The following is a 23,688-nucleotide window of genomic DNA, read 5'->3' on the forward strand; positions in this document are numbered from 1 at the left end:
ATGTTATATTATATATTCAAATATCTAGAAGAGGAATTTAATATGCCGGGAGCCTCCCTTTTTGGCTTCATCACCTTTAGAGCGGCTATTGCATTTGTTCTTTCGCTAGCTTTTTCGACTATTTATGGTAAGCGCATCATCAACTTTTTACAAAAACAGCAGGTTGGGGAAACGGTACGCGACTTAGGTCTGGCAGGCCAAGCACAAAAAGCTGGTACACCTACAATGGGTGGGATCATCATTATTTTGGCAACCTTGATCCCAGCGTTCCTTTTATGCCAGATCGATAATATATACGTAGTCATGCTAATCATCACCACGATCTGGATGGGATTGATCGGTTTTACAGACGATTATATCAAGATTTTCAAAAAAGATAAAGGTGGTTTAAAAGGGGTTTTCAAGGTGATAGGCCAGGTGGGCTTAGGTGCTATTATTGGTTCTATCATGTTCTTCCACGATGGGATAACCATTAAGGAAAAAATTGTACCAACTACAAATAAACAAGAGCTCGTTTCTCAAAATATTCCAGTTGAATTTGGCGCTGCAATAAAATCCACAAAAACAACGATCCCTTTTGTAAAAGATAATGAGTTGGATTATGCCAATGTAATTGATTGGATCGATCCTAGTCTTGCCAATTGGGCCTGGTTGGTGTTTATACCTGTGGTTATTATTATCGTAACTGCTGTTTCTAATGGGGCTAATCTTACCGATGGAATTGATGGGCTCGCCGCAGGAACTAGTGTTATAGTAGTCATTACTCTGGCGTTATTTGCATGGATTTCTGGGAATATTATTTTCTCCAATTACCTCAATGTGATGTACATCCCTAACTCTGGAGAGATGGTGGTATTTGTCACCGCATTTGCTGGGGCATTAGTGGGCTTTCTTTGGTACAACACTTTTCCAGCACAAGTTTTTATGGGTGATACAGGAAGTCTTACCATAGGAGGCATTATCGCTGTGCTGGCTATTGCGACTAGAAAAGAATTGTTGATCCCTATTCTTTGCGGGATTTTCTTAATGGAAAACCTTTCTGTAGTAATGCAGGTAAGTTGGTTCAAATACACTAAAAAGAGACACGGAGAGGGAAGAAGAATTTTTCTTATGTCTCCATTACACCATCACTATCAAAAACGAGGTATTCACGAAAGCAAGATCGTTGTGCGGTTTTGGATCGTAGGCATATTGCTCGCTATTATCAGTATTGTAACCCTAAAAGTTCGTTAATGAGTGAGTTACAACCACATACCAGTAATAAACGTCTCGTCGTCCTCGGAGGAGGAATTAGTGGCCTAGGCGCCGCTGTATTAGGTGCTCAAAAAGGCTATGATGTTTTTTTAAGTGATGCGGGTGTTTTAGGTCCCGCTTTCGCGAAAGCTTTACAAGAACAAGCTATTTCCTATGAATCAGGAGGGCATACGATAGAGAACATCCTCAACGCTTCCTTAGTAGTAAAAAGCCCTGGAATTCCTGATAACGCGGCACTAATTATAGCGATTAAAACCAAAGGAATTGAAGTGGTATCAGAAATTGAATTTGCCGCTAGTTTCACTGATGAAAATATTATTGCGATCACAGGCTCTAACGGAAAAACTACGGTAACCAGTTTAATCGATCACATCCTTAAGGTCGCTCAACTTGATCACACCACAGGAGGTAACATTGGAAAAAGTTTTGCACAGCAAGTGGCAGAAGGAAGATCGGCAAACAGATTATTAGAAGTAAGTAGTTTTCAGCTGGACGGTATTAGCACTTTTAAACCGCATATAGCTATTATTTTGAACATCACCCCGGATCACCTGGACCGATACGATTACAAATTTGAAAATTATGTAGCCAGTAAAATGCGTATCACCATGAACCAAGATGAGAACGATTACCTCATTTATAATGCAGATGATCAAGCCATTACCGACTCCATAAAACAATTAGATATTAAAGCACAGCTCATTCCTTTTTCTATGGAAAGGAAATTAGAAACAGGAGCTTTTTTACATAACCATCAGATTCATATTCACACCCATAACTCAACATTTACTATGCCTATAGAGCAATTATCAATTAAAGGGAGACACAATACTGCAAACGCTATGGCGGCTTCCACCGCTTCAAAACTGCTACAGATAAGAAAAGAAACCATCAGACAAAGTCTTACTTCCTTTGAAGGAGTAGAACACCGTCTAGAAAAAGTATTGAAAATTAATAAAGTTCAATACATCAATGATTCCAAAGCAACTAATGTAAATGCCACGTATTATGCCCTGGACAGCATGGAGCAACCCACGGTATGGATTGTAGGTGGTGTGGATAAAGGAAACGATTATTCGCAATTATACAGTCTGGTGAATCGCAACGTTAAAGCGATTGTATGTCTCGGAGAAGACAATTCCAAGATCGTGGAGGCTTTTGGCAATTGTGTAGAACATATGGTGGAAACCACTAACATGGAAGATGCAGTAAGAGTGGCATACAAGTTAGCTCAAGCAGGCGACACGGTTTTGTTAAGTCCGGCATGCGCTAGTTTTGATCTTTTTAAGAACTATGAAGACCGAGGACGACAATTTAAACATGCAGTAAGAGGATTGTAAATTGAAAATTAAAAGCTACATATCTGGAGATTCCTTTTTATGGGCGCTGGTAATTATTTTACTGGTGTTTTCCTTCCTTCCTGTGTATAGTGCAAGTGCAAATCTTGCCTATTTAGGAAAGGGAACAGGTAATACCACGCAGTATTTGGTAAAGCATTTTGGTCATGTAGTTATTGGATTAGGTATTTTATACTCGGTGCATAAGATCCCTTACCGCTATTTTAAAGGGTTGAGTGTTTTACTGCTTCCAGTAGTCATTTTGTTACTCATTTATACAGCAATGCAAGGCACAGTTATGGGGGGTGCCAGTGCGAGCAGGTGGATGACTGTTCCTGTAATAGGTATGAAGTTTCAAACCAGCACTTTTGCTTTTGTAGTATTGATGGCATACGTAGCAAAATATCTTGCAGCTATTAAAGATAAAGAGGTCACTTTTAAGCAGTCTTTCATACCATTATGGGTGCCAGTAGGAATCATATTAGCTCTTATTGTGCCTTTTAACTTATCTACAGGAGTCCTCATTTTTAGCATGATACTCATGACTTGTTTTGTGGGGGGCTACCCTATTAAATATTTATTGGGGATTGTAGGAATCGGTTTTGTAGCATTGAGCTTGTTTATGCTTACAGCAAAAGCTTTTCCCGGAGTTTTCCCCAACCGTGTGGATACCTGGGTATCTCGTATTGCCACATTTGGTGGTGAAGGAGATGCCGACACTACTTATCAAGTAGAACGGGCAAAAACAGCCATTGCAAACGGCTATATCGCTGGAGTAGGCCCAGGAAAAAGTGCTACAAAACATGTCTTACCGCAGTCGGCAAGTGATTTTATTTATGCCATTATACTAGAAGAATTTGGGATGATAGGAGGTCTGTTTATACTGGCCTTATACCTGTTTTTCTTATTTCGGTTGATCATCATCTCCACCAAGGCCAGCTCGGTTTTTGGTCAGTTATTGGTTATTGGAGTAGGATTCCCTATTGTTTTTCAAGCATTGACAAATATGGCGGTAGCGGTTAATTTAATTCCAGTGACAGGGCAAACCTTACCATTGATAAGCAGCGGGGGTACTGCTATATTAATGACTTGTATGGCCATAGGAATTGTGTTAAGCGTCAGTGCAAAACGTGAAGAGGCTATTGCCCAAGAAAAAGTAACTGAAGAAGAAATGAATCCTTTAGAGGTACTCAGTGAAGCCATATAAAATAATCATATCAGGTGGAGGAACCGGTGGACATATCTACCCGGCTATTGCTATTGCAAATGAATGTCGGAAAAGATGGGCCGACTGTGAGATATTATTTGTGGGAGCAAAGGATCGCATGGAAATGGAAAAAGTACCAGCCGCAGGGTATCAAATCAAAGGTTTGTGGATCAGTGGAATTCAAAGAAGCTTCTCTCTTAAAAATTTGGCTTTTCCTTTTCAAGTGATCAAGAGTCTTTATGACGCATTCCAAATTATTGGAAAATTCCAACCAGATGTAGCTGTAGGAACAGGAGGTTTTGCCAGTGGGCCGCTTCTTTTTATGGCGCATCAAATGAAAATCCCAACTTTAATTCAAGAACAAAATTCCTATCCAGGAATCACTAATAAATTACTGAGTAAAAGAGTCCATAAAATTTGTGTCGCCAGTACTGGTCTAGAAAAGTTTTTTCCAAAAGAAAAAATCGTTTTGACAGGCAACCCGGTACGCCAGGATTTGTTGGATAGTGCTCATTTAAGAGATGAAGCAATAGCTCACTTTCATTTAGATCCCCTTAAAAAAACCTTATTGGTACTTGGTGGAAGCTTGGGAGCAAGAAGAGTGAATCAATTGATTGAAAGTCAATTGCACGTATTAAAGGAGGACGTGCAAATTATTTGGCAATGCGGAAAATTCTATTATGAAGAGTACCAAACTAGAAACCAAGAAGGTGTGCAAGTTCACGCCTTTTTAAACAGAATGGATTTCGCATACGCCGCAGCAGATTTTATCATCTCGCGTGCTGGAGCTGGTTCGATTTCAGAGCTTTGTATAGCTGGTAAGCCGGTCATTTTTATTCCGTCACCTCATGTGGCTGAAGATCATCAGACTAAAAACGCACAAGCCATAACAGCGCAAAACGCTGCCTTGATGATTAAAGAAGAAGATCTTGATCAGTATTTCACCACAATTTGGGAAGGCTTATATGCTGATCTAGAATTACAGAAAAAACTTTCTGAAAACATAAAAAAGCAAGCGCTTCCAGACGCTACAACATCTATTGTTAACCAATTAGAGCAATTACTCCAATGAAAGAGTTAGAACACCTATCACATTTTTATTTTATCGGGATTGGTGGAATAGGGATGAGTGCGCTGGCTCGTTACCTAAATGAACAAGGTAAAAAAGTAGCCGGCTACGATCGGGTGGCTACTTCATTAACTGAAAAATTAGAGGCAGAGGGTATTGCTATTCATTATGTAGACCATTTTGAAATGATCCCTAAGGAATTCAAAAACGCACAAACGGCACAAGTTATTTATACCCCAGCGGTACCGGTTGACTTTGGAGAATTAGTCCGCTTTCGCGAAAGCGGGGTGACCACTATTAAACGTGCACAACTTCTAGGTCAGATCTCTAGAACCATGACCTGTCTAGCCATAGCTGGAACCCATGGGAAAACAACTACTAGCGCGATGCTGGCTCATTTGCTCTACAAAAGTGATATTAAAGTAACTGCATTTTTAGGGGGGATTTTAGAAGAATACCACACCAATTACATTTGTTCTGGAACAGATGTTATGGTTGTTGAAGCAGACGAATTTGACCGTTCTTTTATGCAATTGGATCCGGATATTGCTGGGATTACTGCTATGGATGCAGATCATCTGGATATTTATGGGGATGCAGCGACTTTTGAAAAGACCTTTCATGATTTTGCGGCTTTATTAAAAGGGAAAACCTTGTTGATCAATGAAAACTTAGATCTAAAAGGACTTCAGATAGGGCTTGACTCTGGGGACTATCAAGCGCTTCACGAAGTGATTATAGACGGTGCGTATCATTTTGACTTGAAAACCCCTAAAGGTATTTTAGAAAATTGCTATTTAAAATTACCTGGCAGGCACAACCTGAGTAATGCACTTATGGCTATGGCGGTAGCTTTAGAATACGGAGTAGATGCAGGAAAACTCCAGCTAGCTTTGGCCTCTTTTCCTGGAGTTGAGCGCAGGTTTACGTATCGTATGGATACCCCAAATAGGGTATTGATAGACGACTATGCACATCACCCTGCAGAAATCAAGGCCGTGTTTCAAGCTATTACAGAAATGTATCCAAAAGAGAAAAAATTAGTGGTGTTTCAACCGCATTTATTCTCTAGAACACGTGATTTTATGGACGAATTTGCGCTAGCATTATCTCAGTTTGATAAAGTGGGCTTGTTAGCGATCTATCCAGCAAGAGAACTTCCGATTGATGGAATTCATTCAGAACTCTTGTGTCAAAAAATAACATCTTTAGAAAATGCACCAGAGGTAGTTAGAGTGATAGAGAAGAAAGATCTCGAAGAATTTATAAAGGAAATGCATATAAGAGTTGTCGTGATGCTAGGTGCTGGGGATATTGGGGTAGAGATCAATCAACTTACTAAAAAATGGAGCGATGCATAACTTAAAGAACATCATAAAGTTGTTGCTGGCTATCTCCTTGGTAATAAGCCTTTACGCATTTGCGTCGAGTAGGTATAAGAACAGAAAACTAAAAGACATAAGCATCACGTTTACAGACTATAGCGATCCGTTGATTTCTGAAAAAAACGTTAATAAATTGTTGATACAAAATAATGATACGGTTAAGAACCTGATCATAGAAAATTTAGATTTGAAGAAGAGTGAAGAGCGACTTGTTCAAAATGTAATGATCAGAGATGCAGAAGTTTCTGTTTCTATCGATGGATTGCTAAAAGCGGTTGTACAACCTAGAAAACCTATTGCAAGGATTATGGGTCAAACAAATGCTTATCTCGATCAAGATAATTTAATCATGCCGCTGTCCAAAGAGCATACCGTTAATGTTCCGTTGATTTATGGGTACAGCAAGAGCGTGCAGAATAAAGCTTTTGAGTTGATCAATTTTATTAAAAATGATGCGTTGTTAAAAGCGTCTTTTACTCAAATAGTCTTTGATAAACAAGACGAGGTAAGCCTAGAGGTAAGAGCTTTTGATTTTAAAGTAAGGTTAGGAAAAGTAGAGAAACTAGAGCATAAGATGATGAATTACAAAGCCTTTCTTGCAAAGATGCAAAAGGATACCGCATGGAGCGAGATCCAGTCAATAGATTTGCGATTTGACAATCAAGTAGTAGTAATAAAAAAGTAGGAAAATGGAACAACAAGAATATGCAGTAGGGCTGGATATAGGTACTACTAAGATTGTAGCTATGATCGGTCGTAAAAATGAATACGGTAAACTTGAGATTCTAGGTGTGGGAAGGTCAAAAAGTTTGGGGGTACACCGCGGGGTGGTCAACAATATTACTCAAACCATAACTTCTATACAACAGGCGGTAAGCCAGGCAGAAGCAGTAAGCGGGATTAAAATAAAAGAGGTGACTGTAGGGATTGCAGGACAGCACATACGAAGTTTGCAACACAGTGATTACATTACTAGAGCAGATAGTGAAGTGGTTATTAATCAAGAAGATATTGCAACCCTTTGTAATCAGGTCTTTAAATTAGTCATGCTTCCTGGAGAGGAAATTATTCACGTGCTCCCTCAAGAATATAAAATTGATGGTCAGTCAGACGTAAAGGAACCTGTAGGAATGTACGGAGGTCGTTTGGAAGCCAATTTTCATGTGGTTGTGGGACAGGTAGCTTCCATACGCAATATTTATAGATGTGTAAAAAGTGCCGATCTGGAATTAAAGACAATTACCCTAGAGCCACTTGCAAGTGCAGATGCAGTTTTGAGTCAAGAAGAAAAAGAAGCTGGTGTTGCTTTAATTGATATAGGTGGGGGAACAACAGACCTTGCTATTTTTAAAGACGGAATTATACGCCATACAGCCGTAATTCCTCAAGGAGGAAACATCATTACTCAAGACATTAAGGAAGGTTGTTCCATCATAGAAAAACATGCAGAGCTGCTCAAAACAAAATTTGGTAGTGCATGGCCTGGTGAGAATAAAGAAAACGAAATAGTCTCCATTCCTGGATTAAGAGGTCGCGAGCCTAAGGAAATCACACTTAAAAATTTGAGTAAGATCATTCACGCTCGTGTGATTGAGATTTTAGAAACGGTTTTTGTAGAGATTAAAAACTACGGTCATGACGAGCCTAAAAAGCAATTGATTGCAGGAGTAGTTTTGACTGGAGGAGGTAGCCAGTTAAAACATATTAAACAACTAGCAGAGTATGTGACAGGAATGCCTAGCAGAATAGGCTACCCCAATGAGCACCTCGCTGGGGATAGCGATACAGAAAGTACCAGTCCATTGTTTGCAACAGCAGTAGGTTTGGTAATGAAAGGTCTGGAAGGACACTTTGATCAAGATGAAGAAAAAGCAGTAGAAGAACCAGTTCTAGAGCAACCAATAGAAGAAGTCGAAGAAACAGAAGAAGAAGCTTCAACTATTTCTGAAGAAATAAAAAAGAAGGGAATTTTTGATGCTTGGGCAACCAAGTTTAAAGAGTTTCTTGACAAAGCAGAGTAATTCAGTTTAGACTACTCGCTTGCAACACTAAATAAGAATATCGTGGTGAAACCACCACAAAGCTTAAACCATAAAGTAGCCATATTATGAGTGAAGAATTTAACAGCATCGCCTTTGATTTGCCTAAAAACAAATCAAACGTCATCAAAGTCATCGGGGTAGGTGGAGGTGGTAGCAATGCCATCAAGCACATGTACCAGCAAGGAATTAAAGGAGTAGATTTTGTCATCTGTAACACAGATTCACAAGCCCTTGAAAACAGTCCTGTACCTAACAAAATACAACTAGGAGTAACCCTAACGGAAGGTTTAGGAGCTGGGGCAAATCCTGAAGTAGGAGAACGCGCAGCTCAAGAAAGTATACAAGACGTTAGAGCGCTTTTAGATTCTAATACCAAAATGGTATTCATTACCGCTGGAATGGGTGGAGGAACTGGAACAGGAGCTGCTCCAGTAATTGCACAAATTGCCCGCGATATGGACATTCTTACCGTAGGTATTGTCACAACACCTTTTCAGTTTGAAGGAAAAGTACGCAATGAGCAGGCACAAAAAGGAATAGAAAAATTCCGTAAAAGTGTAGACTCTCTGATCATTATCAATAACAATAAATTGAGAGATGTTTATGGAAACTTAGGTTTTAAAGCAGGATTCTCTAAAGCTGATGAGGTACTTGCTACTGCCTCAAAAGGTATTGCTGAGGTGATCACAAATCACTACACCCAAAACATTGATTTACATGACGCAAGAACAGTACTCGCAAATAGCGGTACGGCTATTATGGGAAGCGCACAAGCATCCGGCTCTAACCGAGCTCAAGAAGGAATTCTTAAGGCATTAGACTCTCCTTTGTTGAATGATAATAAAATCGATGGTGCTACCAACGTGTTGCTATTGATCGTCTCTGGTACAGAAGAAATTACTATTGATGAAATCGGTGAAATAAATGAACACATACAAAATGAAGCTGGCGGAGTGGCAAACATCATTATGGGTGTAGGAGAAGACGAAGCCTTAGGTAACGCAATTTCCATCACTGTTATCGCCACTGGATTTGATGTAGAACAGCAAAATGAGATATCAAATACAGAAGCCAAGCGTATTATCCATACACTAGAAGAGGAGCAACGTGCTACTGCGATTTTAGAAGAAACCTCCGTCAATGTAATTCCTGGAACGTTGATTATGGATCTGGACGAAGAGGTAGAAGAACATCTCGCTTTCGCGAAAGCGGAACAAGCTTCAGAGCCTGCCGAGCAGTTAATAATCGTTCATGAATTAGGTGATGAAGAGGTGGAGGAAACTATGGTTCCTGTAGCAGAGGAAAACGTATTCATTCCTACTACAGAATTTATACAAAACCTCAACGTGATCTATGAAGAAGTCTTGGATCAAGCTCAGGAATTCATCATTAAAGAGGTAGTTAATAAGGAGGTCACCCCAGAAATTACAGAGGAAGAAGAAAAGGATCAGTTTTTCTTAGATTTTGACATGCCTTTATCAGCTCAATTGGAACAAAAAGAGGTCCCAACCACTACCCATTATCTGGAAGATATTGAAGTAAACGATCCTATTAATGTAGTTCCTGTAACAGAGTTTTCTGACGAAGGTGAAAAAAAGTACTCTTTAGAAGATTATTTGGAAGTTGAAGATCAATTGAATGCTGCAAGACCTCGAGAGCCTAAAGTTAAAGTAAGCACCGAACCAGAAATAAAAATCCTGATAAAAGAAGTGGAGCAAACACCTCAACCTATCGATCAAGAGGCGCGTAAAGAGGTAGATCCTACTGACTTGCCACTTAATGAGGCTTTAGTGCTTAGGGCAGAAGAACGCAAGCGTAAGATGCACGCTTATAATTTTAAGTTTAAAAGTTCCCACCGTATAGAAGAGATAGAAAAACAACCAGCCTATTTAAGGCATGGTGTAGAACTGGATCAATTACCTGAAGAAAGAGATCGATCGAGAACCACACTTTCTACAAATGAGAATGACGAGATCCAATTGCGATCTAATAACAATTCTTTTTTACACGATAATGTAGACTAGTGATAGTGGCTATAAAATAACAACCGCCCAAATACTGTAATGGTATCTGGGTTTTTTTATGTTTTACAAAATGGTATTTTTAATTTTTGTATCAGTGTGCGCAGACGCAATAATCCTACAGTTCCATTTAAGGAGCATTACCAACACCTAAAAAATAAGAATATGAGTTTAGAGAAAGAAATTATGACTGCCATCAAAGAGGCTATGAAAGCAAAAGATCAAACAGCGCTTGCAGCATTAAGAGCCGTAAAAAGCGAGATTTTATTAGCTAAAACATCAGGCACTAGCGAGGAACTGACGGATGAAGAGGAAGTTAAGCTGGTTCAAAAGTTAGTAAAACAACGCAAGGATAGCGCCCGTATATTCTCAGAGCAACATAGAGAAGACCTTTCAGAGCCAGAACTCGCTCAAGCAGCAGTATTAGAGCAGTTTTTACCAGAACAGATGAGTGAAGAAGAAATAACAAAAGCAGTAACTGCTATTATTGCTAACACAGGCGCTTTAGGCATGAAAGATATGGGTAAAGTCATGGGAATGGCAAATAAAGAACTAGCAGGAAAAGCAGATGGGAGAAGTATCAGTGCTGCTGTTAAAGCGCAACTTACCTAAGCCGATCACTCGTTCAATTTCAGATGGCTGCACTAAGATTGCAGCCATTTTATTTAGCACCAATAAGGTCATAATTAGGTTTAATGATGTCTAAAGTGGCTCTATGTAAGATTGTTGCTGACGTATTCTTTAGCAATAGCTCCATAAAAAAAACACGGTTTCTAAAAATATAATGTATATTTAAGTGCCATCTTTAAGCAGAAAGTCGTGATATTTTGACGACTTGGTGTATTCTGAGAGTCTTACTTATTCAAAGTTATTTAAGCAATCAGGAAAAGCAAAGAGAGGTAATGACTGTTGATCAAACTTCAGTTTTGAAAAAGATGATTAATCAATATTTGGAGAACCCTAACAAGGGTAACATAGATCATCAAGTAAATTTGCCTGCGGGACACTTTTATTGTAATGTAAGGTATTGTAAGGGAAAATGATTTAATTTTTATAGCGCAAACAAATTCATCTATTTATGAATATTATTCATATCAGTGCCGAGTGTTATCCAGTAGCCAAAGTAGGTGGGCTTGCGGATGTCGTGGGAGCACTGCCTAAATTTCAAAATGTTCAAGGTGAAAATACGAGTGTCATCATGCCTTTTTATGACTTAGCTTATACAAGAACCAACTCTTTTATTAATAAAGGAAAAGGGGTGGTTAAATTGGCACAACAGACGTATGATTTCCATGTGCTCGAGCTTGTTGGTACAGACTTGGGTTTTCCGCTTTACTTAATTGATATTCCATCATTGCTTTTTAAGGACTATGTATATTCTGTTGATGATTCCAAAAGATTTACTGCCTTTCAAATTGCTGCGTTGCAATGGTTAGGCACACAAAAGAGTCTGCCAGATGTGATTCATTGCCACGATCATCATACGGGACTAATTCCTTTTATGATGTACTATTGTTATGATTTTAAGTTGTTTAAAAACATCGCTTCGGTCTTGAGCATTCACAATGCGCAGTATCAAGGAGGCTTTTCTCACGAACATATAGGATGGATCCCTGCATTTCAACCTGAGCACACCGGATTGTTAGATTGGGATGGCTATATCAACCCACTAGCATGTGGTATTAAATGTGCCTGGCGTGTGAACACCGTTTCTCCTAGTTATATGGAAGAACTAAAACACCACGCCAATGGCCTCGAAGGTTTACTAAGTCATGAGTCTGCCAAATGTGTAGGCATTCTCAATGGTATAGATACACAAGTTTGGGATACGGCCACCGATTCTTATCTTATAAAGAACTATTCAGTAACCACCTATACACGTGGAAAAAAGGCCAATAAGAAATGGTTATGTGATACTTATCACCTAGATATGAATCAACCCTTATTTGTCTTTATAGGTAGGCTGGTTTATGAGAAGGGCTCTGATCTCTTTCCAGAAGTCTTTGATCAAGTCTTGAATCATAAAAATAGTTCCATTTTGTTATTAGGTTCTGGAGATCCTAAAACGGAAGAACAATTAAAGGCCTTAAATGAAAAATTTGAGGGCCAATACAACTCCTATATAGGTTATGATGAAAAACTAGCACACATCGCCTATGCAGGAGCAGATTTTTTACTTATGCCTTCTCGAGTTGAGCCTTGTGGCCTCAACCAGATGTATTCCTTAAGGTATGGAACCATTCCCATTGTTAGTGCTGTAGGTGGTTTAAAAGATACGATAGTGGACATAGGAGATGGCGGTTTTGGACTGATGCACGAGGATACGACGGTGGAGCAAATTGTATCCTCTGTAAAAAGAGCTACCTCTCTTTATAAAGATCAGCTAACAATTAAGAAATTAAGAAAACAGATCATGAACATAGACCATTCTTGGGATCGATCTGCGAAAATCTATATACAACTCTATAACTCATTAACCTACTGATTATGATGAATGACAAAGTTTTAAGTATCATATTAGGTGGAGGGCAAGGAACCAGACTTTATCCACTAACTGAAACAAGAAGTAAGCCTGCAGTAAATATAGCTGGGAAATACCGATTGGTTGATATCCCCATTTCTAATTGCATCAATTCTGGTTTGAAGAGAATGTATGTATTGACACAATTTAATTCTGCTTCATTAAACAGACATATTAAGAATACCTACCATTTTAGTTTCTTTAGTTCGGCATTTGTCGATGTTCTTGCTGCTGAGCAAACTCCAGATAACAAAGGCTGGTTTCAGGGTACTGCCGATGCCGTTAGACAAAGCATGCACCATGTTTTAAGACACAATTTTGAATATGTGTTAATTCTATCCGGGGATCAATTGTATCAAATGGATTTTAATGAAATGCTCCAGGCTCATATAGATGGAGGTGTAGACATATCTCTTGCGACCATTCCTGTAAATGAGAAGGACGCACCTTCTTTTGGTATTCTTAAAACAAATCAGGACAACAACATTACTTCATTTATTGAAAAACCAACAGCAAGTTTATTGCCAGATTGGACCAGTCAGGTAAGTGATGAAATGAAAAAGCAGGGTAAAAATTACTTGGCCAGCATGGGGATCTATATTTTTAATAAAGACCTATTAATAGCGCTTATGAACGATACAAGTACTATTGATTTTGGTAAAGAAATCATACCTCAAGCTATTGGGAAACATAAAATACTAAGCTATCAATTTGAAGGATACTGGACAGATATAGGAAATATAGAGTCGTTTTTTGAAGCTAACTTAGGTCTTACTGACGATATTCCAGAGTTCAATCTTTATGACGACAAACAACGTATTTTTACCAATGCCCGATTGCTGCCTACTTCAAAAATATCAGACACTCATTTACAAAAGGCGGTTATTGCCGAGGGTTGTATTATTCAAGCAGCCAAAATTGAACGTTCAGTTATAGGAATACGCTCTAGAATAGGAAAAGACTCTACAGTAATCAATACCTACATGATGGGTAATGATGAATATGAATCCTTAGAAAAAATTGAAAAATCACATATTAAAATTCTCGCTGGAATTGGAGACCGATGTTATATTAAAAACACGATTATTGATAAAAATGTACGTATCGGAGATGACGTAAAAATCAATGGAGGGTCGCATTTAAAAGATCAAGAAACTGAGTATTTTGTCGTAAAAGATGGTATTGTAGTGATCAAAAAAGACGCCGTTATTCCTCAAGGATTTTCACTTTAAATCATGGTTGAGGTAAGAGCACACAGTCGTTTTACAGATTTTGACATCGATTTGTTCAAAAGCGGTAAGCATTATCGATTGTATGAGAAATTTGGTTCTCACGTCATAACACTTGGTGGAGTAGAAGGAACTTATTTTGCGGTTTGGGCACCTAGTGCCAAAAGTGTTTCTGTGATTGGAGACTTTAATTTTTGGACAGAAAATGAACACCAACTCTTTGTCAGGTGGGACAGTAGTGGTATTTGGGAAGGTTTTATTGCGGGAGTAAAACACGGTGCGACCTATAAATATAAAATACACTCTTCACATAACGATAGGGTAACAGAAAAGGCCGATCCCTACGCACGTCGTTATGAACATCCACCTCGTACGGCTAGTGTGGTATATGATTACCAACCCAAATGGAATGATCATAAATGGATGAAGTCGCGCAAGAAAAACAACGCGCTTGATGCCCCCATCTCGGTATATGAGGTTCATTTAGGCAGTTGGAAACGCAAGATAGAGGAAGATAGGAGTTTGAGTTACCACGAGCTGTCGTTGGATTTGGTAGCTTACGCGAAAGAGATGCAATTCACTCATATCGAGTTCATGCCAGTCATGGAGTTCCCTTACGATCCTTCTTGGGGCTATCAAATCACCGGCTATTTTGCCCCTACAGCAAGATTTGGTTATCCAGAAGAATTCCAAGAGCTGGTCAACGCTTGTCACAATGCAGGTCTGGGAGTTATATTAGACTGGGTGCCTTCACATTTTCCTGAAGATGCACATGGCTTAGGTTATTTTGACGGGACACATTTGTACGAGCATCCTGATAAAAAAAGAGGCTACCATCCCGACTGGAAATCCTTGATCTTTAATTATGGCCGCAATGAAGTAAAAAGCTTTCTGATTTCTAATGCACTTTTTTGGCTGGATCACTATCATATTGATGGATTGAGAGTGGATGCGGTTGCCAGTATGCTGTTTTTAGATTACTCCAGAGAAGAAGGAGAGTGGGAACCCAATGGTTACGGCGGAAGAGAAAATCTTGAGGCTATTGCCTTTCTAAAAGAAATGAACGAAGCTGTTTATCTTAATTATCCAGATACTCAAACTATTGCTGAGGAAAGCACGAGTTTTCCTATGGTAAGCACGCCTACTTCAGAAGGAGGACTGGGTTTTGGGATGAAATGGATGATGGGATGGATGCACGATACATTGGAGTATTTCAAAAAAGAACCTATTTACCGGTGTCATCATCAAGACGACTTGACCTTCTCGATGACCTATGCCTTTACAGAGAATTTTATGTTGCCCTTATCTCATGACGAAGTGGTTTACGGTAAAAGCACTATACTGGGAAGAATGCCAGGAGACGAATGGCAGAAATTTGCAAATCTGAGGGTGCTATTTTCTTATATGTTCACGCATCCAGGAGCTAAATTGATGATGATGGGATCTGAATTTGGACAACATGAGGAATGGGATTTTAACAGAAGCCTCGATTGGCACCTGACTCAATACGCACCTCATCAAGGTATTCAAGAACTGGTGAAAGACTTGAACCAACTTTATAAAAATGAAAAGGCCTTGTACGAGAAGCAATTTAGTAGCGACGGCTTTGAATGGATTTCTTATGAAGATCACCAAAATTCTGTGATCAGTTATATCAGGAAAGGGCGAAAATCTCATCTTGTTGTGGTATGTCATATGACCCCCGTGGCAAGAGATCATTACCGCATAGGATTACCTACTAATAAGAAGTATAAATTGCTGTTTAATAGTGATGATTCTAAATATGGTGGCTCCAACTTTAAAGTTAAAAAGTCCCTTACTCCTCAAGAAAAAGAGTGGCAAAATAGAAAGCAATCTGTCGCGTTGCAATTGCCGCCTTTAGGAGTTTTGGTTTATGGAATCTCATAAGGGTGCCATATGTCAAGAGGACTGCCCATAGCACTTCATTTTTTCCTTTTCCTTGAATGCGGTTCGAGAAGTCAATTACATCGCTTTGACCTGCTTTTAAGCAGTCTTTTATGTTGATGGAGTATATTTTTATAGGGAAACCGCCTTATAACCTTGGTTCGTAAGCAAAAGCCTTATGCAAATTTCAATTTTGAATGATGGATATTATCGATTGTTGTGAATCTCATAATTCTAAGTCCTTATTTTGTCAAATCCACAAGGACTAAGCGGGAGTAACTATCTGCTATTTAACAACCTGATTCATCAATATTTTTCATAATTTAGATTTTAGGAGTAGGAGTTAAAGATTATCCTTAAAATATTGAATTTCATCATTTTATGATTACAAATACAGAATTATACAGTCAAGGCAATGTGTTTCCAGGTAAATTAACCTCTTTTGATCATGTCGTAGATACCTTGACCTTTTATGCCGATAATGGGGTGATCTTGCGGGTACAAATCTTTCGGGACAGCTTGATACGTTTTAAATATGGAACGGGTGGAAAACTTGAAAAGGATTTTTCATATGCAGTTGAGGCCACTAGTAATAGAGGGTATAATAAGTTAAGTGTTGTTGAAAAAAATAATTATTACGAAATTATTACTTCAAAGATCGTTTGTCATATTGCAAAAGCAGATTTAAAATCGCGCATTTTTGATTTGACCGGAAAAATTATTTGTGAAGATGAATTAGGCTTTCACTATGAGGAGAGTTATGAGTATGGCGGTGAGGTAGTTAAGATGTCCAAAAAAGCACAACCTGGTGAGAGTTATTACGGTCTTGGCGATAAGCCAGCAGATAATAATTTGCGTGCCAAAAGGTTTGAAATGTGGGGGACAGATCAGTATGCTTTTGGTAAACACACCGACCCACTCTATAAGAACATCCCTTTTTACATAGGGCTTCAAAACAAAATTGCCTACGGGATTTTCTTTGACAATACCTTCAGATCCTTCTTTGATTTTGCACAAGAGCGGCATCATGTCACCAGCTTCTGGGCACAAGGGGGAACTATGGATTATTATTTTATTTATGGCCCAGACTTGAATAGCGTAGTTAGTGGTTATACTGAGCTTACCGGTAAACCAGAATTGCCTCCTTTGTGGGCGCTTGGTTTCCACCAGTGTAAATGGAGTTACTATCCAGAAAGCAATGTAAGGGAAATCACTTCAAAATTTCGAGAGTTACAAATTCCTTGTGATGCGATTTATTTGGATATTGACTATATGGACGGCTTCCGCTGTTTTACTTGGGATAAGGAGAAGTTTCCTAACCCTACAAAGATGATTAGCGACCTAAGAGAAGATGGGTTTAAGACCATCGCGATTATAGATCCAGGAATCAAGGTGGACCCAGACTATTATGTCTATAAAGAAGCTATGGAAAACGATTACTTCTGTAAACGTGCTGATGGTCCTTATATGAAAGGAAAGGTGTGGCCTGGAGAATGTTATTTTCCAGATTATACCAACCCTAAAGTAAGAACTTGGTGGGCAGATTTATTCAAAGGGCTGATTGCAGATAATGGACTTGCCGGAATCTGGAATGATATGAATGAGCCGGCAGTGATGGAAGTTCCTAATAAGACCTTCCCAAATGATGTGCGTCATGATTTTGATGGGCATCCTTGCTCTCACAGAAAAGCCCACAATGTCTATGGTGCGCAAATGGCTCGTGCGACTTATGAAGGCGTTAAAAAATATATATATCCTAAACGTCCGTTTGTGATTACAAGATCGGCTTATTCAGGAACACAGCGTTACACTTCCAGCTGGTTTGGTGATAACGTAGCCACTTGGGAACATTTAAGCATCGCAAATCTTCAAGCACAACGCATGGCGCTATCAGGAATGTCTTTTACAGGATCTGATATAGGTGGTTTTGCAGAGCAGCCTACAGGGGAGCTTTTTGTTAGGTGGATAGCACTTGGTGTTTTTCACCCTTTTTGTCGTGTGCATTCTAGTGGTGATCACGGAGATCAAGAACCGTGGACATTTGATGAAGACGTGACAAATATCACTAGAAAATTTATTGAACTGCGCTATAAGTTACTTCCATACCTTTACACGGCCTTTTGGCAATATGCCGAAGAAGGAACTCCGATGTTGAAATCTCTGGTATTATATGATCAAGAGGATGCACAAACACACTATAGAAATGACGAATTTATTTTCGGAAATCAAATCCTGGTTTGCCCCATATTAGAGCCTAATGCAAAAGGTCGCAGAATGTACATACCTCGAGGAGAATGGTGCAACTTTTGGACTCGTGAAACGATTACTGGTGGAAAAGAGGCCTGGGTGGATGCCGATATCGATGAGATTCCTTTATTTGTTAAAACAGGCTCCATTATTCCGAGATATCCAGTTATGCAGTATGTTGGTGAGAAGAAAATAGATTTTTTAACTTTAGACGTGTATTATACCATAGGCACAGAAAAGTCTATTGTTTATGAAGATGCAGCAGATGGTTATGATTACAAAAAAGGCCGTTTTAGTCTTAGAAATCTAAGTTTTAAAGGCAAGGAAAAGGAAGTCATCATCTCTCAATATAAAGACGGAAAGTATGCAACAGAATATGAAACCCTGCGGTTTAACTTTATAGGATTACCATTTGAAATTAACTATATTGAAGTAGATAATGTAAAAGTTTCATTTAAAGAATTGAAATACGATCCAAAAACTCAAACCCTATATGTGGATAAGAATTTTGGAGAGTTGCATATTGTAGGGAATTAACATTCCCTAGTCTTAATAGCAGAACAGATATACAGAAGTTTCTGTTATTTTACAACTATTTTTGTTCGGTATTTTTGTTGTTCCGCTTTCGCGAAAGCGGAACAACATTTCTAAATGACCTGATATTATTTTATTTAATCGGATACCACCCAATCAAAATATTTTGAGGTAATATGATCTTTATTCTTTAAGAGGTATTCTTTAAAGGCAATCGCGGCTGGGGATAGTTTTTTCTTCTTTAACCAGATGAGGTTCCATTGTGTTTGTATGGGCAGTCCTTTGTAAGGAATAACGCTGATATCCCCTTTTTCTACAGCATTTCTAATGCCAATCATAGGCATGATAGAATAACCTATACCAGCAATTACTGCCTGCTTGAGAGCTTCATTAGAAGTTAATTCTATTTTTTTGTTGGCAAGCAGATTTTTCCCTTGAATAAAATTTTCCATGGCATTCCTAGTGGCAGATCCCTGCTCTCTATACAACAAAGGCTCTTCTGAAAAAATCAACTCTTTTTTTCCTTTCCTGTTTTTTTCCCTATCAGAGCTGCCGACAAGGTATAATTCGTTTTTCATCAGAGGCAAAGTATCTAGATCAAGATGATCAGGCAATACAGATACTAAAGCAAAATCTACTTTATTCTCTTCTAGATCATGAATGACATTTTTTTTATTAGTCACATCCATAGAGAATTCTACGCTTGTATGTTGGTTTAAAAATCCAGAAAGAAAGTAAGGCATTACGTATTTTCCGGTGGAAACAATAGATAGTTTTAGTTTACCCGCTAGTTTGCCTTGATATTGATTGGTCTTATAATCGATAACTTGTACTTCTTCGAGAATACGTAAGGCAACATCGGCAATCTCTTTACCGAAATCAGTCACATAAAGCTGGCGTCCGATCACCTCTGTTAAAGGAATAGGAAACTGATCTTGAAACTTTTTGAGTTGAATAGAAACTGCTGGCTGGGTAAGAAACAAAGCCTCAGAAGCTTTGGTAATACTCCGTTTTTCTACAATTTGAAGAAATATCTGTAGCTGATGTAAGGTATAATGCATAATTAATTCTTATGAACTTCATTACAAATATAAATAAAAATTAATGAGTGTATGTTTGCATATTTGCAGTGTCACTAATTAAAAAGACAACACATGTCGCATCAAATTAATTCAAAAGATACTTCAGAAAGCTCTTTAACAACTGACGATTCATTTAACCGGTTGGCAACTATCTATTTGTACCCCATCACTCAAGTTATGAGGTATCTGGGTATAGTTATTTTGAGTAGTGCATATATTGTGGTGACTGCCGTCTGTTTAATTCAAGGTCACTCCATGTTATCTTATTTGCTATTGCCCATAGGCATAGTTCTTTTGATTCTTTTCATTGGTATGTTATCTAAAATAACAACAAAAATTAATTTAAAATGAAAACCATTAAGGAAGTTATAAATAAAGTACAGCTGGTAGACGGCGTATTCACAGCCTCAGAAGCCTCAGATATTGTAAGTAATCTAATAGAAGAAAAAATTAATTTTCACAAATTACACCGGCTTTCCTTATCTGAAGGCAACATTAACAGTGACACGGGTTATGATGACAGTCGTGTTATCGAGCTAACTGCCGACAGAAAGGAACTGAAGCAGCTATGTCGTGAGGCTCGATTGACGGGTAAGAAGATCAAAATTAACGGAATTCTTGAAATAGAGGTTATTGACTAATTAATACCATCCCAAATATTTTTTATGGATTTACATCTCTTGACAGACAATTTGTCAAACCCCGCGCTGCTATTTTTTATTTTAGGTTTATTTGCTTCCCAAGTCAAAAGTGATCTTGAGATTCCTAAAAATTCTTCAAAGTTCATATCTCTTTATTTATTATTTGCCATTGGTTTTAAGGGGGGTCAAGAGCTTGCTCACAGTGTATTTACAGCTGATATTTATTGGGCTGTTTTTATGGGAATTGGATTAGCGATCATTGTTCCGTTATATACGTTTTTTATTCTCAGGCTTAAATTTTCTATCGAGAATGCAGGGGCCATTGCCGCTGCTTACGGATCTGTAAGCGCGGTGACCTTTGTTACCGCTATAAGTTACTTAGAAATGGAGGGCATACCATTTGGTGGGCATATGGTTGCCGTTATGGCCTTAATGGAAGCACCTTCGATAATTGTTGGGGTGTTATTAATGAGCTTTTGTTCTAAAAAAGAAGAACGTTCTAGGAGTAAAATACTTGGCCTTGTTAGACATGCGCTAACAAATGGTAGTGTGCTTTTAATTTTAGGAAGTTTGCTCATTGGTTATATTGCTAGCGATGCACAAGCCGCGGGTATAGAACCCTTTACCACTGATCTTTTTAAGGGGTTTCTAGCTGTGTTTTTATTGGATATGGGAATCACTAGTGGTAAGAAAATAGGAGTCCTTATTAAGAAAGGATGGTTTGCATTAGTTTTTTCTATTCTCGTACCTCTAGTAAATGGCTGTGCAGTAGCGCTTCTATCTGGTTATTTGATAAGCGAAACAGGAGACCGATTGCTCATATCTATTTTGGCAGCTAGTGCCTCTTATATTGCGGTTCCTGCAGCGATGAGAATTGCCGCCCCTAAGGCTAACCCCAGCCTTTACCTACCCATGGCGTTGGCTATAACATTCCCTTTAAACATTACCATTGGACTTCCGTTGTACTTGTACCTGATACAGTAAGGGGCATACGGCTTTTTGGATGAGATTTTAAACCTGTTTTTTCTACGGTTACTTTTGGTTTGGAGTCCTTGTTACACCCTTCCTTTTCAACCTCTTTGAGGTGATTTTTAAGTTGGGCTTAGAATGCCTTTAATTTTTTCTGTCCAGTAGTCCATACTTGTTGAAGAAACATCTACCGCATTATTCTTTTTCCCATAGGGACGAAATTGTTCCATTCGGCCACTAAACAGTCCCAATGTAGGCACGCCAGAGGCACAAGCAAGGTGCATAATACCGCTATCGGCACCTATAAAGATCTTGCAAGAAGCCATCACTGAAGCCATCTCATTGATGTCTTTGCTGTAAAAAGAAGTAGCTCTAAAATCAATTTGAGAAACATTTTCGTAAGGTAAAATTTCTACAATTTGATGATCAGGAAACGTAATTAATAAGTGCTGATAAAATGTAGCCCACCATTTTTTAGAATAACACTTATCGCCTGTAGCAAATGTGAAAATAGCGATGATGTTTTGAGTTGGTCCCATTAAAGACTCTAAAATATCCTTACCTTTTCTTAGCTCTTTATGGCTGCATTTAATATCTAACATAGGCACCGCTCGAGTCACCTTGGCATGTCCAGATCCATACAGTGCAGTACGCATAGCGATAACAGCTTCTTTTGCATGATGTATAGTTTGGGACGTTGTGTTTTCATCTTCCTTATATTCATAAATCTTATAACGAGCACGAGTAATTTTAGTGAGTAATTTACCTGATGAAGAACATTTAACGGTATTGATGATCAGGTCATATTTCTGAAATGGCATGTTTAACCAGATAGACACGTAACTTAAAATATTGTCAAAAGGCCTTTTGTGAAGAAGTATAAAATTAGTTAGGTTCTCGTAGTTTTTAAAAACAATTGGGGCTAGAGTTCCTTTGGCTAAAAAATCAATAGTAGCATTGGGAAAGGTAGTAGTGATTTCTTGAACAAGTGGAGTTGTGAGTAAAAGGTTTCCCAATCTATGGTTGGGACGTATGATCAATACCTTTTTGATTTTATTCAGATCTATGTTGCTGAGATCTTGTTTCTTTGTTTTGCTGCCTATTTGTCGAGTAATGGATCGAAATAAGTTTCTTCTCAACCTATCTATTGTCTTGGGGACTTTCATGGGTTACTACAATTTTCTAATGTTGTAAATTTAACAGTATTATTAGACACTATCTAAGATAATGTTGAGAGGTTTAAAGGCGGTAAAACAATTGAGATCTCACTATACGCCCTAACTCGCTTTCGCGAAAGCGAGGTTTTTTTAAAAATAAGCAGTCTTTACGGATTCCCATACGTTTACTAAGTTTCGAACACTTACTTTTGAACCAGATCATTATGTAAGAAAATTCGTATAAAATACGTGTCTATAGGGTCTAAATTTTGTGCTCGGTGTGGTAAAGGCTGATACCAGGTGCTATGGCTACAAGAAAAACAAAAACATCAACACAAAAGGACGGAATATGCTGAACAAGTCCATAACAACTGAAGTAGGCGCTAATTAAATGATGACGTAATGAGCAAACATTATTTACAATCGAAAGTAAAATCAACAGGAACCGCATACCTCTTTTTGTTTTTATTAGGAGCACACTATGCTTATCTAGGAAAATGGGGAATACAACTTTTGTATTGGTTTACACTCGGTGGTTTTGGAATCTGGACATTAATTGACCTATTCACAATGTCAGGAAAAGTTAACAACTTCAACGCTGAAATTTTCCGACAAATTGAAGTAATTGAAAAAAAAGAGAACGATGACCAGCACGCTAAAAATATCGCAATGATAGCTGCCGCTAATGGCAATAAAAAATAGGACGACCAATAGTTGTAAATGGGGAATATTTAATGATCATCTTTGTATTTTACAACATAAAACCCTTGACAAGCGAGCTCGTCAAGGGTTTTATGTTGTGCCTCATAAAGCAGTTGTGAGTGATGGTGACTACGACAGGATGAACTTTATTGATCCTGAGTGAAGTCCCTTTTGCAAATACAACTGCCAGCCTTTGCAAGTCTGGTGTCTTAAAACAACAAACCTTGATCAAGCGAGCTTGTCAAGGTTCTTATGTTTAAATCCACAACGCAGTTGTGAGTGATGGTGACTACGACAGGATTCAAACCTGTGACCGCTGGAGCCGAAATCCAGTGCTCTATTCAGCTGAGCTACGTAGCCGATTCTTATGCAAATATAGCTGCCTC

The 23,688-nt window shown here is 38.5% G+C and carries 18 protein-coding genes and 1 tRNA gene; 16 read left to right on the top strand and 3 right to left on the bottom strand.

Annotation, left to right across the window (positions count from 1 at the left end; all coding sequences use genetic code 11):
- From mraY to KG732_RS05480, 13 genes are all read left to right on the top strand, one after another.
- A complete protein-coding gene (mraY, locus tag KG732_RS05420; RefSeq protein ID WP_213521447.1) occupies window positions 1–1,233 on the top strand; it encodes a phospho-N-acetylmuramoyl-pentapeptide-transferase in 1,233 nt (410 codons plus the stop codon).
- On the top strand, window positions 1,233–2,594 hold the full coding sequence (murD, locus tag KG732_RS05425; RefSeq protein WP_213521448.1) for a UDP-N-acetylmuramoyl-L-alanine--D-glutamate ligase: 1,362 nt from the start codon (window positions 1,233–1,235) through the stop codon (window positions 2,592–2,594). Before mraY ends, murD begins: the two co-directional genes overlap by 1 nt.
- 1 nt (window position 2,595) lies before the next feature.
- Window positions 2,596–3,798 carry an FtsW/RodA/SpoVE family cell cycle protein gene (locus tag KG732_RS05430; RefSeq protein ID WP_213521449.1) on the top strand — a complete coding sequence of 401 codons (1,203 nt, stop codon included), beginning with the start codon at window positions 2,596–2,598 and terminating at the stop codon, window positions 3,796–3,798.
- Complete coding sequence (gene murG, locus KG732_RS05435) at window positions 3,785–4,870, top strand: undecaprenyldiphospho-muramoylpentapeptide beta-N-acetylglucosaminyltransferase (RefSeq protein WP_213521450.1); 1,086 nt, start codon at window positions 3,785–3,787, stop codon at window positions 4,868–4,870. The genes KG732_RS05430 and murG overlap by 14 nt, the downstream gene beginning before the upstream one ends.
- A complete protein-coding gene (murC, locus tag KG732_RS05440; protein ID WP_213521451.1) occupies window positions 4,867–6,228 on the top strand; it encodes a UDP-N-acetylmuramate--L-alanine ligase in 1,362 nt (453 codons plus the stop codon). The genes murG and murC overlap by 4 nt, the downstream gene beginning before the upstream one ends.
- Entirely contained in the window at window positions 6,221–6,937 is a 717-nt protein-coding gene (locus KG732_RS05445) for a cell division protein FtsQ/DivIB (RefSeq protein WP_292891500.1), read from the top strand. Before murC ends, KG732_RS05445 begins: the two co-directional genes overlap by 8 nt.
- A gap of 4 nt (window positions 6,938–6,941) precedes the next feature.
- On the top strand, window positions 6,942–8,273 hold the full coding sequence (gene ftsA / locus KG732_RS05450) for a cell division protein FtsA (RefSeq protein ID WP_213521452.1): 1,332 nt from the start codon (window positions 6,942–6,944) through the stop codon (window positions 8,271–8,273).
- Between the two features lie 86 nt (window positions 8,274–8,359).
- Window positions 8,360–10,318, top strand: a complete 1,959-nt coding sequence (gene ftsZ, locus KG732_RS05455) for a cell division protein FtsZ (RefSeq protein ID WP_213521453.1) — start codon at window positions 8,360–8,362, stop codon at window positions 10,316–10,318.
- Window positions 10,319–10,480: 162 nt separating this feature from the next.
- Entirely contained in the window at window positions 10,481–10,927 is a 447-nt protein-coding gene (locus KG732_RS05460; RefSeq protein WP_213521454.1) for a GatB/YqeY domain-containing protein, read from the top strand.
- A 466-nt stretch (window positions 10,928–11,393) separates the two neighbouring features.
- Window positions 11,394–12,800, top strand: a complete 1,407-nt coding sequence (locus KG732_RS05465; protein WP_213521455.1) for a glycogen synthase — start codon at window positions 11,394–11,396, stop codon at window positions 12,798–12,800.
- A 2-nt stretch (window positions 12,801–12,802) separates the two neighbouring features.
- Entirely contained in the window at window positions 12,803–14,068 is a 1,266-nt protein-coding gene (locus KG732_RS05470; protein WP_213521456.1) for a glucose-1-phosphate adenylyltransferase, read from the top strand.
- Window positions 14,069–14,071: 3 nt separating this feature from the next.
- Window positions 14,072–15,973, top strand: a complete 1,902-nt coding sequence (gene glgB / locus KG732_RS05475) for a 1,4-alpha-glucan branching protein GlgB (RefSeq protein WP_213521457.1) — start codon at window positions 14,072–14,074, stop codon at window positions 15,971–15,973.
- Between the two features lie 378 nt (window positions 15,974–16,351).
- Window positions 16,352–18,754 carry a glycoside hydrolase family 31 protein gene (locus tag KG732_RS05480; RefSeq protein ID WP_213521458.1) on the top strand — a complete coding sequence of 801 codons (2,403 nt, stop codon included), beginning with the start codon at window positions 16,352–16,354 and terminating at the stop codon, window positions 18,752–18,754.
- Between the two features lie 134 nt (window positions 18,755–18,888).
- Here the strand turns inward: KG732_RS05480 and KG732_RS05485 are convergent, their stop codons facing one another.
- Window positions 18,889–19,812 (bottom strand): LysR family transcriptional regulator, encoded by a 924-nt coding sequence (locus tag KG732_RS05485; RefSeq protein ID WP_213521459.1) that lies wholly within the window; start codon window positions 19,810–19,812, stop codon window positions 18,889–18,891.
- 368 nt (window positions 19,813–20,180) lie between these two features.
- Between KG732_RS05485 and KG732_RS05490 the strand changes: the two genes are divergently transcribed.
- Together KG732_RS05490 and KG732_RS05495 are read left to right on the top strand one after the other, a co-directional pair.
- Entirely contained in the window at window positions 20,181–20,474 is a 294-nt protein-coding gene (locus KG732_RS05490; RefSeq protein ID WP_213521460.1) for a hypothetical protein, read from the top strand.
- Between the two features lie 24 nt (window positions 20,475–20,498).
- Window positions 20,499–21,458: a sodium-dependent bicarbonate transport family permease gene (locus KG732_RS05495; protein WP_213521461.1), complete on the top strand. Its 960-nt coding sequence runs from the start codon at window positions 20,499–20,501 to the stop codon at window positions 21,456–21,458.
- A 107-nt stretch (window positions 21,459–21,565) separates the two neighbouring features.
- On the opposite strand, the gene KG732_RS05500 is transcribed toward KG732_RS05495, so the two are convergent.
- The gene (locus KG732_RS05500) at window positions 21,566–22,609 is read right to left on the bottom strand and encodes a glycosyltransferase family 9 protein (RefSeq protein ID WP_213521462.1); all 1,044 of its coding nucleotides are present in this window, start codon (window positions 22,607–22,609) and stop codon (window positions 21,566–21,568) included.
- A 393-nt stretch (window positions 22,610–23,002) separates the two neighbouring features.
- On the opposite strand from KG732_RS05500, the gene KG732_RS05505 reads away from it, so the two are divergent.
- A complete protein-coding gene (locus KG732_RS05505; RefSeq protein WP_213521463.1) occupies window positions 23,003–23,302 on the top strand; it encodes a TM2 domain-containing protein in 300 nt (99 codons plus the stop codon).
- A 283-nt stretch (window positions 23,303–23,585) separates the two neighbouring features.
- Here the strand turns inward: KG732_RS05505 and KG732_RS05510 are convergent.
- Window positions 23,586–23,662: transfer RNA gene (locus tag KG732_RS05510), tRNA-Arg, on the bottom strand.
- Window positions 23,663–23,688: the final 26 nt, after the last annotated feature.

The sequence above is a fragment of the Nonlabens sp. genome (assembly GCF_018401815.1).
GTDB lineage: Bacteria > Bacteroidota > Bacteroidia > Flavobacteriales > Flavobacteriaceae > Nonlabens.